This window comes from Lentzea kristufekii (assembly GCF_033949925.1).
In the GTDB taxonomy this organism is placed as follows: domain Bacteria; phylum Actinomycetota; class Actinomycetes; order Mycobacteriales; family Pseudonocardiaceae; genus Lentzea; species Lentzea kristufekii.
Genome location: NZ_JAXAVV010000014.1, coordinates 1 through 13,793, shown reverse-complemented (window position 1 = coordinate 13,793; position 13,793 = coordinate 1). Strand labels below are relative to the sequence as shown.

Genomic DNA, 13,793 nt, shown 5'->3' with positions numbered 1-13,793 from the left:
GCACCGAGTACCCGTGACGATGACGGTCCGTGAGGAATTCACTAGACAGGGTGCTTACTGGTCAGCGATGTCTGGCAGGCCGGTGCACGGGTACTTGCCACTTACCACGAGAACCGCCCACGTTCAGGAAAGGGACACGGACATGGCTATGGACGATCTCCTGAACGAGGGTGCCAGGCACTTCCGCACCCGGTGGCTCGGCTACGACCGGGACCAGGTCGACGAGGAGTACGCCCGGCTGGAGGCGCAGCTCGAACTGGCCTGCACCGACCGCGACGCCGCCCTCGAAACGGCCGAGGACCTCGCCCGTCATCTGGAGGAGGCGCGTTCGGAGCTCGCGGAGTACCGGACGCTGCACGCCGGGCACAGCAAGGACAACGCCGTCTCCGGCTGCATCCGCTATCTGCTGCACGTGGCCAGGCGCAAGGCGGACGAGATCGAAGCCGAGGCCCGCGCTCGCGCTGAGGACGCCGTGCAGCGCGCGGAGGAGGCCGCCGGCCGCCAGGCCACCCTGCTGGACGAGGCCGAGCAGGAGAGCCAGCGCAGGCTGGCCGAGGCGAGCAGGCGTGCCCAGGAGATCGTCGGTGAGGCGTTGGAGCGGTCCCGCGTGGTGCTCGCCGAGCTGGCCGAGCGGCAGCGGCTGCTGGACCAGTGGTACGCCGAGGTCGCCGCCGCGCCGGACATGCCGTCGCCGAGGAGTCCCGAGCCGCCGGCAGCCGAGCCGCTGGCAGCCGCCGAGCCGGCAGCAGCCGAGCCCGCACTGACCGAACCAGCAGCAGCCGAACCAGCAGCAGCCGAGCCTGCACTGGCCGAGCTGGCACCGGCCGAGAAGACGCTCGCCACCGCCGAGACACCGAGCGTGACGCGATGACCGCGCTCGCCAACGAGTCCGTGCGCGTCACGGCGACCTGCGTGCTGGTGGACGTGCGCGACTCGGGCGCCACGGGCGTGCGATGGGCTGCCGCGTGCGCCGAGGCGCTCGGTGTCGGCCTGGTCGTGCACGCGGGCCCGAAGAACGACCCCACGCACGCCCATGTCGCGGCGCTGCTCGCCGAGCACCCCGATCTCACCGTCCACATCGAGCACTCCGAGTGCACCCCCGGCCGCTGGGAAGGCGGCTTGGCGGTCATCTCCCGGGCCCGTGCCCTGGCCGTGCCGCCACTCGCGGGCCGCGATCTTCGTGATGTCGTCGTCGTAGGCGGCTCGCCCGCCGCGGTCGCCTGCCGCTTCGGCGTGGTCACAGCCGTCCTCGACGCGGTGGGCGGCGAGGGCGTCCTGCAACGGGCGACGGCCTTCTGCCGTGCGCGGGGAGCCACCCGCCTGCGCGTGCTGACGCGTCCGTACCTCGATGCCGGCGAGGCGCTCGACGCCGCGGCGGATCTCGTCCACGCCGCCTGTCCCGACGTCATCGTCGAGCTGGTGCGCGAGATCAGGTCGGTCCAGGAGGAGACGCGACTGTTCCCGAGCGACCTGCTCGTGGTGTCCGGTCGCGAGCGCGGTGCCGCGGAAGGCCTTCAGCCCGCCGCGAGGGCGGCGTTGCACCACGCGCCGTGTCCAGTGCTGTTCAGCTGCTCGTGATGGGGGAGTGACCTCGTGACCGTCGGAAGAATCGTCATGTACGTCTTCGCCGCGATGCTGGCCGGGGTGACGATCGGCATGCTGGAGAGCCTGCCGCCGGACACGCCCGCACACCAGGACGTGGCGCAGCCGCAGGTTCCGGTCGTGGCCACGAGCATCTCGGTGCGGCCGGCACCTTCGTCGTCCGCGCCTTCCTCTTCGGCGCCGCCCTCACAGCCGTCGTCGTCCACCACGACACCACTCGCGATGACCGGCAGGGACGTGGTTCGCCCTGGACCTGAACTCCCACCGGGAGTCGCGGTGCGCGACCAGGGCGAAGGGTGGTGGCGCACCGTGCCGGGCACGACCGCGCAGGTCGGCACCGGACGGGTGCGCACCTACTCCGTCGAGGTCGAACAGGGTGTCGTGGTGCCGCAGGCCCAGCTCCCGTTCGCCAAGGCCGTGGACGCGGCCCTCGCCGACCCGCGGGGCTGGACCGCGTCGGGCGACGTCGCCTTCCGCCGCGTCGACGTCGCCGAGCCGGACGTGCGAATCCGGCTCACCGCGAAGGAGACCGCCCGGGCCATCTGCGGGTTCGACCTCCCCTACGACACTTCCTGCTACATCAACGGTGTGGTGTACGTGAGCGCGCCGCGGTGGTTCCGGGGCGCCCAGTCGTTCGCGGGTGACCTGGAGGGGTACCGGAAGTACCTCGTCAACCACGAGATCGGGCACTTTCTCGGCCACGGACACGAGCCGTGCCCCGCGGACGGTGCCCCCGCACCCGTGATGATGCAGCAGACGTTCTCGGTGTCGAACGACGCGCTCGCCGAGATCACCGCCACCGCACCCCAGGGGCTGGCGGTGGCCCGGGACGGGAAGACCTGCGTGGCGAACCCGTGGCCCAACCCGGGGGTGACCAGGTGAAGATCGCGATGGTCTCGTTGCAGGCGAACCCGCTGACCGCGCTGCGCGACCGGGACGTGACCGGACAGCGCCTGCACGTCGCCAAGCTCTCCGAAGCGTTGCACCGGCAGGGACACGACCTGACGATCTACACCCGCCGCGCGGACGCACGCCTGCCGGAGCGAATGCGGATCGACAGCGGGTTCGAGGTGGTGCACGTGCCCGGCGGACCCGCTCGGCAGCTCGACCAGGACGACGTGATCCCGCACGTGGGCGAGTTCGCGCGGTCGCTTCAGGAGCACTGGGCCGGCGACGTGCCGGACCTCGTCCACGCGCACCACTGGACCTCCGGCTTCGCGGCGGTGGTCAGCGCGCGCCACAGCGGGATTCCTGTCGTGCAGAGCTACCACTCGCTCCGGGGAGGTGATTCCGCCGCACGCGAGCGGGTGGTCGGCCGCGAGGCGACGTGCGTGATCGCCACGTCGGGCCACGAAGCCGACGAGCTGGCCGGGCTGGGGGTGCGCCGGTCCAAGATCTCGACCGTTCCCTGGGGCGTGGACCTGCGGACGTTCATGCCGAACGGCCCCACCGCGCCGCGCAAAGGAATGTCACGCATCCTCACGGTGGGCGGCCTCGCCCCGCACGACGGTGTCGACGACCTGATCGGTGCCCTCGCCGCGGTGGGCTGGACCGAGCTGGTGGTCGCCGGTGGTCCGAGCCGCTCGCGGCCGGCACCGGACGCGAACCTCCGGCGGCTGCGGGAGCTGGCGGACCGGCTCGGTGTGGCGCACCGCGTCACGTTCCTCGGACGTGTGCCGCACGCGGAAATACCCCCTCTCCTGCGTTCCGCGGACGTGGTGGTGTGCCCGCAGTGGCACGAACCGTTCGGAATCGTGCCGATCGAGGCCATGGCGTGCGGGGTTCCGGTGGTGGCGACGGCGGTGGGCGGCCTGGCCGAGACCGTGGTGCACGGCGTGACCGGCGTGCACGTCCCGCCTCGGGAGCCTGCCGCGCTGGCGAGGGCGCTGCGCACACTTCTGGCGAACGACGTCCGGCGCCAGGAGATGAGCTTCGCCGCCGAGGACCGTGCGCGCGTTCGCTATGACTGGCAACGGATAGCGCTCGAAATGAGCCGTGCGTACCAGCGCGCGGGTGCACCGGCCGCCGCCGGGAAGGAAGTGATCGCCGCAGCGCGGTGACGGGCTACGCACCGCCGTCGCCGTCACGCAGGGAACGGATCATGCTCCGCAGGATCCGCAGCGCGGCTGCCTGGTCGGCCTCGGTCAGGCCGGCCAGCATTCTGACCTCGACGGACCGGACCGCCGCGGTCGCCTTCTCGAGGCTGCGGCGTCCGCGAGGCGTGAGCCGCGTGGGGAGGACCTTCCCGACGGGTGCCTCGGCGGGCCTGGTCACGTGGCCCTCGCGCTCCAGGTTCTGCAGCAGCACGTTCATCGACTGCCGTGTCACGAACGCGCCCCGCGCGAGCTCGGAGTTCGACAGGCCAGGTCGCTGGGCCAGCAGTTCGAGGCAGGCGTAGTGCGTCACGGTCATCCCGAGCGGCCGCAGCACCTCCTCCATGGCCGCGCGGAGCACGCTCGACGCCTCTTTCAGCAGGTAGCCGAGCGACGTCTCCAGGTCGACGCCGGTGCCGTCTTGACTCATGTCAGTATTCTGACATAGGTTGCTGCGTGTCAGAATACTGACACGCAAAGAAGGAGCATCATGCCTGCCAACGGCCCCGACTTCCTCTCGTTCCAAGCGCGTGACCTCGACGCCTCACAGGCGTTCTACGAGCAGTACCTCGGTCTCGTCCGCTCGCAGACCGGACCTCCGCACGCCGTCGTCTTCGAGACGAAGCCCATCGCGTTCGCGCTCCGCGAGGTCGTTCCCGGCACCGACCTCGCCTCCGTCGCCCAGCCCGGCATCGGCGCCGCGATCTGGTTCCACGCCACAGATGTCCAGGCGATTCACGACGCCCTCGCCGCCGACGGTCACACCATCGTCTCCGCGCCGGTCGACGGCCCCTTCGGCCGGACGTTCACCTTCGCCGACCCCGACGGCTACCAGGTCACCCTCCACGACCGCGCCTGATGACCAGTGGCGCGACCCGGAACGTCGGCGAGGTGATCCGCGGTCAGCAGGGCGCCTCGCGGCGCCGGCGTCGCGCAGGACCTGTATGCGCGAGCGCCCCGTGCGGCTCCGGGTCGTTCGCGCCGTCCAGAACGGCTCTTTCCACGAGCCGACGTCACGGGGCACCGCGACGAAGTGCTCGCCGCTGTCGTCCGGTTCGCCGTCGCCGGTGGGAGATAGTTGTGCCGGGCGGCGGAGGTTCGCGCCGACCGCGCTGTAGAACCTGTGCTGAGCGCGCCTGCCGGATGAGCGGGTGGTCCTGCAGCGTCTCGTAGCTCCATTCCAGGAGTAGCGCACGCCGTCCTCGTCGAACCCGGCCTCGGTGATCCGCACACCCATGACGAACCTCGCGCAGGCGAACCTGCCCACCAGCAGCAGATCCCTCCCCACGAGGTCGTCCTCCCGCGAGTAGTGGGCGCGCAACAGGCGGCCGGATGTCCCGGCGGGTCGGTGCCCAGGGAGAACCGGTGGTGGTCGAAGTGCCAGGTGGATGCGCGGATCTCGGACACGTCGTAGTTGACCACCCTGTCCCGAAGGCGGGACACGGCTTCGGGTACGGATACCCGCCAGTTCCCGATCGATGCCCTCAGCGCTCCCGGTGCAGCACCAGGTGTTCGTGGTAGAGGATCTCGTCGCGGACGTCACCCGTCGCGGTGAAGCCGAGGTCGTCGAGGTAGTCGATGTGGTCGCCGTCGACGGTGTACCGGCCGGTGTAGGCGCGTTTGCGGCCATCGCGTTCTTCCTCGTAGCGACCGTTGGGCAGGAGCTCCTGGCGGATGCGGCCGTCCGCGGTGACCCACATGCCGATGTGGGGGTGTGGTGCGGTGCTGGACATGGTCTTCACCTTTCGTGGTTCTTCGGGGTGCTCAGGACGGCTGCGCGGCCTTGAGGATCCGGTCGCGTGAGGCGCGAACCTCCTGCCCGAGCGCGGGCACGTCGACGTCCAGGACGGCGCCGTCCCACTTGCGGACCTGGCCCGCGATGAACACCGCGCGGATGTTGCGGGGGTCGGAGCCGAGGACGAGCGTGCCGATCGGGTCGTTGAGCGGCATGTTGTTGAGGTCCTCGGCGTGCACGAGCAGCAGGTCCGCCTGCTTGCCGGGCGTGACGGAGCCGGTGACGTCGCCGAGGCCGATGCTCCTGGCACCCTGCAGGGTGGCGAAGTCGAGCACGTCGTGGACGCCGATCCGGGTGGGCGTGGCGGTGGTGCCGTAGGCGGCGTTCACGGCGCGCATCCGCTGGATGGCGTGCAGGGCGCGCATCTGCGTGAACATGTCGCTGGCCAGGGCGACTTCGACGTCGATGCTCAGGCCGGGACGGATGCCGGCGGCGAGTGCCTCGTCGATGGCGGGCACGGCCGTCTCCAGCCCGATCTGCGCTTCGGAGGTGGGCGCCAGGGAGACCGCGGTGCCGGTGTCGGCCATGGCCTGCCAGGCCGCGCCCGTGAGGCCGGTGCAGTGGATCAGCGAGACGTCCGGACCGAGGATGCCTTCCTCCGCCCAGCGCAGGACGGCGGCCGAGGACGAGGTGCCGAACACGGCGTCGACGCTGACGCCGATGCCGAGGTCGCGCGCGAGCCGGGCGAGGCGAGGACCGTAGGCGAGGTCGGGCCCGGCGATCTCGTCGGTGGCCAGCGTGGCGAGGCGCAGGGTGACCAGGCCGCCGCGTGCGGAGAAGCAGGTGTCCTTCAACCGCGCGAGGTCGGCCGGCCACTGGCCTTCCCAGTCGCCGAAGTGCGGGCGCATCGAGGCGTGCACGCCGCGGATGCCGGTGTCGATCAGGGCCTGGACGGCGGCGTCGGAGTGGCCGGGCGTGCGGGAGTTGTGGGAGAAGTCGAGCATCGTGGTGATGCCGCTGTCGATCGCGGTCAGCGCGGCCAGCTTCGTCCCGACGTACATGTCGTCGGGCTGGTAGGCCGGGGCGATGCCGGCCAGCGTGGACATCACGTACTCGCCGAGGTCGTTGACGTCGGGCATGACCCGGCGCAGTTGCGCCTCCCAGGCGTGACGGTGGGTGTCGACGAAGCCGGGAGCGACGATCGAGCCGGTGGCGTCGACGACGATGGCGTCGCCGACGGGCAGTTCGGCGGCGACGGCGGCGATCGTGTCGCCCTCGATGAGCACGTCACCTCGGGGCAGGACGCCCAGTTCGGGGTCCATGGTGACGACGGTGCCGCCGGTGAGCAGGACGCGGCGTCGCGGGTCCGAGCCGTGCCGGCGCAGCAGTTCGAGCGTGGTGGTCATGGTCGTTCCTGCTTTCTGGTGCTCAGCGGGTGAGGTGGTGCCACTTGGTCATGCGGTCGCGCAGGTCCACAGTGGACGCGTTGGCGGAGAACGTTCCGTCGCCGCGGTGGTGGAACTCGCCGGCTCCTCGCCTGGCGGCGTCGAACCACGGCCGTTCGCCCCGGAGGATCCACAGGTTGTAGTCGTCGACGAGCCGGTCGTCGGCCACGGTGCACTCGATGTTGGCGAAGCACTCCTCGACCAGCGGCGCCCGCACCACGGCGCCGGGGGTCGGGGTGAAGCCGAATCGCCGCCACTTGTCGGTCTCGCGGCCGGAGGTGTTGCCGACACCGACGACGCGCTCGGCGAGGTCGACGGACGGGATGGCGATGACGCACTCGCCGGTGGCGCGCAAGGCCTCGTAGCTGTGGTCCCAAGGGCCGACGATGAGACCGATTAGCGCACCGTGTGCGATCGGCATGTTGAAGCCGTTCGTCATCAGGTTGGCGCGACGTCCGTCGAAAGTGGACACCATGACGACGGGGCCCGGCTCGATCAGCCGGTGCACGTCGCACATCGGGTACTCGGTGAAGCTCTGGTGCTGGAGTTCGGTCGTGGTCATCGTCGGAACCCTTCTGCGGGAGGCGGACGGCTAGATGGCCTGTGCCGTCGGGAGGATCGTGATCTCGGTGAGGTTCACGTGGCGTGGCACGGCGGCCATGAACGCCACGGTCTCGGCGATGTCGGCGGACTGCAGCACGTCGATCTGGTCGATGAGGTCGGCCATGAGCTTGCTGGCGTCGGGATCGGTGACGTGGTCGGGCAGCTCGGTGTCGACCATGCCGGGCTCGATGGTCGCCACGCGGATGTTCTTGCGGCCGAGCTCGACGCGCAGCAACCGGGTGAGGTGGCTGATGTAGGCCTTGGTGCCGGAGTAGACCGAGAACTTCTCCAGGATCCGGGTGGCCGCGATCGAGGACGTGGTGATCAGGTCGGCGGGTTCGCCCGCCTCGGCGGCCGCGGTCAGGTGCGGCAGGAAGGCACCGATGACGTTCATGACGCCGGTGACGTTCAGGTCGATCTGGCGCTGCCAGTCGTCCTGGCACAGGTCGGAGATCGGCGAGATCAGCTGCACTCCGGCGTTGTTGAAGACGAGGTCGGCCGTGCCGAGCCGGTCGGCGACCTGCCGTGCCGCGGCCTGGACCGCTTCCCGGTCGGTGACGTCGACGGGGACGGCGATCGCGGTGCCGCCGGTGCGGGTGATCGACTCGGCCAGCGCGTCGAGGTTGTCCTTGCGGCGGGCGAGCACGGCGACCTTCGCGCCGAGTTCGGCCAGGCGCGTGGCGGTGGCGGCGCCGATACCGCTGGAGGCACCGGAGACCACGGCCACGCGGCCGGCCAGCGGGGTGCCGTTGAGCAGAGCGGACATGACTGAGTTCCCCTTCCGGGAAGGTGTGCGATGAACGGGGGTGGCCGGTCAGGCCGGGACGACGTCCTCGTGCGCGGTGGCGGCGGACTTGTCCCGCCACGGCGCCAGGTCCTGCTCGATCCGCGCGAGCTTGACCTGCAGCCGGTCGAGGGTGTCCGGGCCCAGGTAGAGGTGCGTCGGCAGGCTGCCGCCGCTCGTGACCTCGTGGATCAGTGCGGCGCCCTTGACCGGGTCGCCGAGCTGGGTGTGGTTGGCCGTGCCGACCCAGTCGAGGGTCACGTGCGCGGGAGTGCTGTCGTAGTCGGCGATCCGCTCGGCCGCGAGCGACAGTGAGCTGGCGTCGAGGAAGTCGGTGCGCAGCACACCCGGCTCGACCACCATGGACTGGATGCCGAACGGCGCCATCTCGGCGGACAGGGCCTCGCTGATCCCGGCCACGGCGAACTTCGAGGCGCTGTACAGGCTCACGCCCGGTTCGCCCTCGAAACCCGATCGGGATCCGATGTGGACGAGCTTGCCGGATCCCTGGCGGCGCATGATCGGCAGCACCGCGCGGGTCATGTTGATCAGGCCGAAGACGTTGAGGTCGAACAGGGAGCGCGCCTCGGCGTCGGTGATCTCCTCCAGCGCGCCGAGCAGACCGCGGCCCGCGTTGTTGACCAGCACGTCGATCCCGCCGAAGCGGTCGGTGGCGGCCTGCACCGCGCTGGGGATGGCCTGCACTTCGGTGACGTGGCGGGACGAGATCACCCGGCTCGATCCGCGACTGCGGGAGCTGGTGATCGTCGCCGACCACGGCGACTTCTGGCACGTCTCGTTCGAGCTGGGGGAGGAGTACCACGATGCCATCTCGAACGATCTGGAGACTTTCGCGTTCCCGGACGAGATGGGGTACTTCGACGACGACGTAGCCGCGGCCGACGTGCCACAGCGGATAGTCCGGTTGTTCTCGTGAGGTCGGTTCTGCCCTCGACAGCTGACCGCTTGTGACCCAGACCACTGGAGCCGCTGCGAAGTAGCGGACGAACCGTGTCCTCTTCACCGGTGAAGGTAACGCCTGCTCGCGGCACCAGGCCGTTGCCATCGAAGGAAAAGCGGACATGTCTGTACTCAGCGCGTTGGGTTCGATCAACTGGATCGCCGTCCTGCTGGCCGTCGTCGCGTACTCCGCGCTGGGCGGAGTCTGGTTCGCGGTCCTGTTCGCCAAGCCGTACGCCGCTTCTCTCGGCAGGGAGAGCCTTCCCCAACCGGCCCAGCCGGCGTTGTTCTTCGGCGGACCGGCCGTCGCCACGCTGTTCGTCGTGATCACCACCGCAACACTGATGGCCGCGCTGAACATCGACGCCGCCGCCGACGCGGTGGTGTTCGCGCTCGTCGTCGGTGTCGGCTACCTGGCCGCGAACACCGTCATCATCGCGATCAACCCGAACATGCCGCGGCCGTTGTTCTACGGACTGATCTCCGGCGCGTACCACCTCGTCGGCATCGTCGTGACCGCGCTGATCGTGGTGGCGTTCTGATGAGGACGCGCATGCTCGGCCGCACCGGCATCGAGGTGAGCACGTACTGCCTGGGCACGATGATGTTCGGCCAGGTGGGAAACCCCGATCACGACGACTGCGTGCGGATCATCCACCGCGCACTGGACGCCGGGATCAACTTCGTCGACACCGCCGACGTGTACTCCTACGGCGAGACCGAGGAGATCGTCGGCAAGGCGCTGCGCGGCAGGCGCGACGACGTGGTGCTCGCGACGAAGGTCAACGGCGTGATGGGCGAGGGCCGCAACAGGTCCGGCAGCTCGCGGCGCTGGATCATCGCCGAGGTGGAGCACTCGCTGCGCCGCCTGCGCACCGACTACGTGGACCTCTACCAGGTGCACCACCCGGATCCGCGCACGGACGTCGAGGAGACCCTGTCGGCGCTCACCGATCTGGTCAGGACAGGCAAGGTCCGCAGCATCGGCAGTTCGAACCTGCCCGCGGCGGAGATAGCCGAGGCGCACTGGGCATCGGAACGCCTTGGGCTGCAACGGTTCCGCACCGAGCAGCCGCACTACTCGATCCTGAACCGGGGCATCGAGCGCGACGTGCTGCCGGTGTGCGAGCGGTACGGCATGGGCACGCTGGTCTGGAGCCCGCTGGCGGGAGGACTGCTCACCGGCCGGCATCGCAAGGGCCGCCCGTCGGACGGTCACCCCGCCCGCATGCGCTGGCTGCCGCGACACATGACCGACGACCACAAGCTCGACGCCGTGGAACAGCTGATCCAGGTGGCCGAGCAGGCGGGAATGTCGTTGACGCACATGGCGATGGCGTTCACGGTCACGCATCCCGGTGTCACGTCGGCGATCATCGGACCGCGCACCGCGGCGCAGCTCGACGACCTGATCGCCGGGGCGGGCGTCGTGCTGGGCGACGACGTGCTCGACCGGATCGACGAGATCGTGCCGCCCGGCACCGACGTCGGCGCACTCGACATCGCGTACGTTCCACCGGCCGTGGCGAACCCGGCCCTGCGGCGCCGCCCGTCCGACGAGCGCGCCGCCGTCTGATCGCCGTGTCCTGCGTGCTGACCCGACGCGCCCTCGAACAGGCAGGCGAGGGCGCGATCGGCGATCAGCAGCGACGCGGTGAACCGATACCGGCGATCGTTCCGCTGGTGAGAACGGCCACCCACCAGTCCTGGGGTGGAACGCTTCGCGGCTTGCCCGCGTGACGAGCCACGACGTTCAGCGCACCGCCACTGGCGCACTCCCACGGCTCATCGGTTCTGTCTCGTCTGAGGCCGGTGTGCACGCTCGGCGGCATGAGCTGACATCCAGCTGTAGAGGTGTCGCGGATGCAGTGCACGAGTCGTATGCGGTCACTACAGGGCTTCAGGCGCATGTAGTCGCTGCCACAGGTCGCTGGCGTGGGTAGTCAGCGAGAGCATCGAAGATTCGCACGGCCATGCGCCAGCTGTCGATCGACTGCGCATCGCGGCCAATGTGGTGCGAGTACGGCAGAGCTGCGTCTGGCGATCGTGCCCAGCCGCTCCAGGCGTTTCGGGTGTTCCCCAGTCGCGTCGCAGCCACGACTCGGCGTACCACCCGTTCAGCCGAGCTCGCTTTCACGTGCCGGAACGACAGTCCTTGTGGGGTTGGTCGACGGATGGGTGAAGGAGACATGGGGGACTACGTCTACTTGCTCGGGAGTTCGCTGCTCTGCGTGGTCTCCCTGTCAATGCTTGTGCGGCGGCGGGACCTGGTCCGACTGACGCTGTTGTACGGGGCCATCGGCGGGGCGACACAGGTCGTAACGTCGTTCTTGTACGTCAGGGACTACTGGGCACCCCCGACCGTTCTGGGAACATCGGTGTCACTGGAGGACTTCCTGTTCGGTTTCGGTGTTACGGCGTTTCCGTTTCTCGCGTACCCGGTGGTGGCCCGCAAGCGGTTTGCCCGATCGGCCCATCGCAATCGGCTGGGCGTCTACATGCTGTTCGCGCTGGTGGCGGCAGTGGGGTTGTTCGGCGGGACGCTTCTGCTCGGTATGAACTCGCTGCTCGTCTCGTTGGTGCTGCTTACCACGTTCACGTTGTGCATATGCGTGATGCGGCCGGATCTGGTGTACGGCTCGCTGTTCGCGATCGGGTTCGTCACAACATGTCTGGTGGTCGTGTACGCCCTGATGTTCAACATTGTGTCGCCTGGTTGGTGGGACGCTCACTGGCTTTTGGCCGGTTCCAAGTGGGATCACCGTCTGTTCGGCGACGTTCCACTCCTCGAGGTGCTTTGCTACGTCACCTGGTCGGGGTTCGCAGCAACGGGCCACCCGTTCATCGTCGGAGATGTGTTCAGCCCGGTAACGAGCTGAGGTAGTCCTGCAGTTCGCTGTGCCGGAACTGGTAGGTCGTGCCGACCTGGCGGAGGATTTGACGCTCGTACGCATCGGCCAGGACGGCCATCGGTCTGCGCGGCAGGCGCCCGGCGAAAACGAGAGGTGCCGTCACCAATCGGAACGCCACGACTTGAGACGCACTTACGGCACCGGCCACACCCGCGGCGACCGCGCTCGCGGCACCGATGAGGATGCCGCGCTCGGCGCCCAGAGCAACTGCGGCGCCGACGCCGATACCCAGCCCGCTGAACAGCCCCGCCACGATGCTGAACACGGCACCGCCACGCCGGTCGCCCTGGTACGAGGTCAACGCGTTCACCTCGTCCTGAGGGTGAGGCGCCGGCCTGGTCCACGCGACGGTGATCGTGAAGCCGACACCCCCGACGATTGCGATCGCCGTCTGCACCAAGGCGTTCGAGAGCGGCATCGTGGCGATTCCGGTCATCCCGCCGGTCATGACACCTGCCGCGAGGTCTCCTCTGGAGGGGCGGCGCACTCTGCTGACCAGTGGTCCGTCGTGTAGCGCGACAAGTCCGACGAGGGCGCCGCTCGTCACGCCGAACAGCACCCCGAAGAGAACACCGAATCCGGCGCTGACACCTACGCCACCGTCGAGTCCCGAGGCGAGCAACCGGACAAGGACGACACCGCCTCCGAACATCAGCCCGAGCCCAACCGCCACCGCGAGCCTGGGCAGCATCCCGCGCAGCGACACCAACCGCTTCGCCCCTCGGACAACTATCACCGCGCTGGTCGTGGCGGCGCAGACGAACCAAGCGGTGCCGAACACCACGCCGAACGGAGTGCTCTGGGTGAACACCCCGATCAACAGCCCGAGCAAGCCGAACAGGAAGGACGCAGCCACGGGCGGGAGCCACGGCAGCGTCCAGTACCGGATGCGCCACCAGGCCAAGTCCTGGAGCTGCCGCTGGCTCATCTTCTTGGCAATCCAGACCAGAAAGCGTTGCGCCGCCTCTCGCGCAGCCGGATCCGGGTAGGCGGCGGGCAACGCGGCGCTGATCAGGTGCCTGATCACCCGGTCCGGCGTGGCGAACTCGACCGGGTCGAAGAGGACAGCTGGGTCGTTGTGTTCGGCGTAGACCTTCTTGACCAGAGATAGCGCCAGCGGTGTGCCCAGTGCGACGGCCACCGCACTGGTCGGCTCCGCCGAAAGTCTGTCGATGAAGCGCCGCCATACATCCCGCCGTCTACCGGTAAGACCGTTGAGAAGGTAGTCGGCGGCGGCTTTGGTTCCGACAGGCCTGAGGTCGATGACGGCCGTGTGGGCCAGAGCGCCGCGTGCGACGGCGAGCCCGTACTCGGTGATGCGGCTGGCGAGGACGATGCGCTGCCCGGTCTCCTCGTCGATCCGGCGCAATGCGAGCGTTCGCAGCGGTTGCGGTATCTCGTCGAACCCGTCGAGGAAAAGGCTGATCCGTCCGGCATCAAGCAGACTCCGCACGGCGTGGTGCCCGTAGCTGGACGCTTTCAGATAGGTGTGGTCACGCAGGATCGCGACTTCTGCCCAGGCGAGGAGGGACTGCGCGCGCGGATCCCACTCGGCGACCGGCAGCAGGACAGGAACCGGCACCGCCATGCGGTCCGCCTCCGCGACCTCGGACCGGTAGTCGAGCACGGCGAGCAGCAACAGGATGAGCGTGCCGGTTT

The 13,793-nt window shown here is 69.3% G+C and carries 16 protein-coding genes; 9 read left to right on the top strand and 7 right to left on the bottom strand.

Annotated elements, in window-relative coordinates; genetic code table 11:
• Nucleotides 1–148: 148 nt before the first annotated feature.
• From SK571_RS26880 to SK571_RS26865, 4 genes are read left to right on the top strand one after another with little or no spacing between them, the layout of a single operon-like run.
• A complete protein-coding gene (locus tag SK571_RS26880) occupies nt 149–871 on the top strand; it encodes a hypothetical protein (protein WP_319986861.1) in 723 nt (240 codons plus the stop codon).
• Nucleotides 868–1,578, top strand: coding sequence for an alpha-amylase family protein (locus SK571_RS26875; protein WP_319986860.1), 711 nt, complete (start codon nt 868–870; stop codon nt 1,576–1,578). The genes SK571_RS26880 and SK571_RS26875 overlap by 4 nt, the downstream gene beginning before the upstream one ends.
• A 15-nt stretch (nt 1,579–1,593) precedes the next feature.
• Nucleotides 1,594–2,484 carry a DUF3152 domain-containing protein gene (locus SK571_RS26870; RefSeq protein WP_319986859.1) on the top strand — a complete coding sequence of 297 codons (891 nt, stop codon included), beginning with the start codon at nt 1,594–1,596 and terminating at the stop codon, nt 2,482–2,484.
• The gene (locus SK571_RS26865) at nt 2,481–3,662 is read left to right on the top strand and encodes a glycosyltransferase (RefSeq protein WP_319986858.1); all 1,182 of its coding nucleotides are present in this window, start codon (nt 2,481–2,483) and stop codon (nt 3,660–3,662) included. The genes SK571_RS26870 and SK571_RS26865 overlap by 4 nt, the downstream gene beginning before the upstream one ends.
• A 4-nt stretch (nt 3,663–3,666) precedes the next feature.
• Here SK571_RS26865 and SK571_RS26860 read toward each other — a convergent pair whose 3' ends face one another.
• Nucleotides 3,667–4,125, bottom strand: a complete 459-nt coding sequence (locus SK571_RS26860; protein WP_319986857.1) for a MarR family winged helix-turn-helix transcriptional regulator — start codon at nt 4,123–4,125, stop codon at nt 3,667–3,669.
• 60 nt (nt 4,126–4,185) lie between these two features.
• On the opposite strand from SK571_RS26860, the gene SK571_RS26855 reads away from it, so the two are divergent.
• Nucleotides 4,186–4,554: a VOC family protein gene (locus SK571_RS26855; RefSeq protein WP_319986856.1), complete on the top strand. Its 369-nt coding sequence runs from the start codon at nt 4,186–4,188 to the stop codon at nt 4,552–4,554.
• A 625-nt stretch (nt 4,555–5,179) separates the two neighbouring features.
• Here the strand turns inward: SK571_RS26855 and SK571_RS26850 are convergent.
• From SK571_RS26850 to SK571_RS26830, 5 genes are read right to left on the bottom strand one after another with little or no spacing between them, the layout of a single operon-like run.
• Nucleotides 5,180–5,428: an Atu4866 domain-containing protein gene (locus tag SK571_RS26850; protein ID WP_319986855.1), complete on the bottom strand. Its 249-nt coding sequence runs from the start codon at nt 5,426–5,428 to the stop codon at nt 5,180–5,182.
• A gap of 31 nt (nt 5,429–5,459) precedes the next feature.
• Nucleotides 5,460–6,836 (bottom strand): amidohydrolase family protein, encoded by a 1,377-nt coding sequence (locus SK571_RS26845; RefSeq protein WP_319986854.1) that lies wholly within the window; start codon nt 6,834–6,836, stop codon nt 5,460–5,462.
• A 22-nt stretch (nt 6,837–6,858) separates the two neighbouring features.
• A complete protein-coding gene (locus tag SK571_RS26840) occupies nt 6,859–7,437 on the bottom strand; it encodes a flavin reductase family protein (RefSeq protein ID WP_319986853.1) in 579 nt (192 codons plus the stop codon).
• Between the two features lie 30 nt (nt 7,438–7,467).
• Nucleotides 7,468–8,244 carry an SDR family oxidoreductase gene (locus SK571_RS26835; protein ID WP_319986852.1) on the bottom strand — a complete coding sequence of 259 codons (777 nt, stop codon included), beginning with the start codon at nt 8,242–8,244 and terminating at the stop codon, nt 7,468–7,470.
• 48 nt (nt 8,245–8,292) lie between these two features.
• The gene (locus SK571_RS26830; protein ID WP_319986851.1) at nt 8,293–8,994 is read right to left on the bottom strand and encodes an SDR family NAD(P)-dependent oxidoreductase; all 702 of its coding nucleotides are present in this window, start codon (nt 8,992–8,994) and stop codon (nt 8,293–8,295) included.
• On the opposite strand from SK571_RS26830, the gene SK571_RS26825 reads away from it, so the two are divergent.
• The 4 genes from SK571_RS26825 (at nt 8,972) to SK571_RS26810 (ending at nt 12,101) form a co-directional block, all read left to right on the top strand.
• Entirely contained in the window at nt 8,972–9,199 is a 228-nt protein-coding gene (locus SK571_RS26825) for a hypothetical protein (RefSeq protein ID WP_319986850.1), read from the top strand. The two genes, SK571_RS26830 and SK571_RS26825, sit on opposite strands and share 23 nt — an antisense overlap.
• Nucleotides 9,200–9,344: 145 nt before the next feature.
• A complete protein-coding gene (locus SK571_RS26820) occupies nt 9,345–9,764 on the top strand; it encodes a DUF1761 domain-containing protein (protein WP_319986849.1) in 420 nt (139 codons plus the stop codon).
• Nucleotides 9,764–10,798 carry an aldo/keto reductase gene (locus SK571_RS26815; RefSeq protein ID WP_319986848.1) on the top strand — a complete coding sequence of 345 codons (1,035 nt, stop codon included), beginning with the start codon at nt 9,764–9,766 and terminating at the stop codon, nt 10,796–10,798. The genes SK571_RS26820 and SK571_RS26815 overlap by 1 nt, the downstream gene beginning before the upstream one ends.
• Before the next feature lie 613 nt (nt 10,799–11,411).
• Entirely contained in the window at nt 11,412–12,101 is a 690-nt protein-coding gene (locus SK571_RS26810) for a hypothetical protein (RefSeq protein WP_319986847.1), read from the top strand.
• Here SK571_RS26810 and SK571_RS26805 read toward each other — a convergent pair.
• On the bottom strand, nt 12,082–13,793 hold a 1,712-nt coding region (locus SK571_RS26805; RefSeq protein ID WP_319986846.1), incomplete at its 5' end, for an NACHT domain-containing protein. The genes SK571_RS26810 and SK571_RS26805 overlap by 20 nt on opposite strands.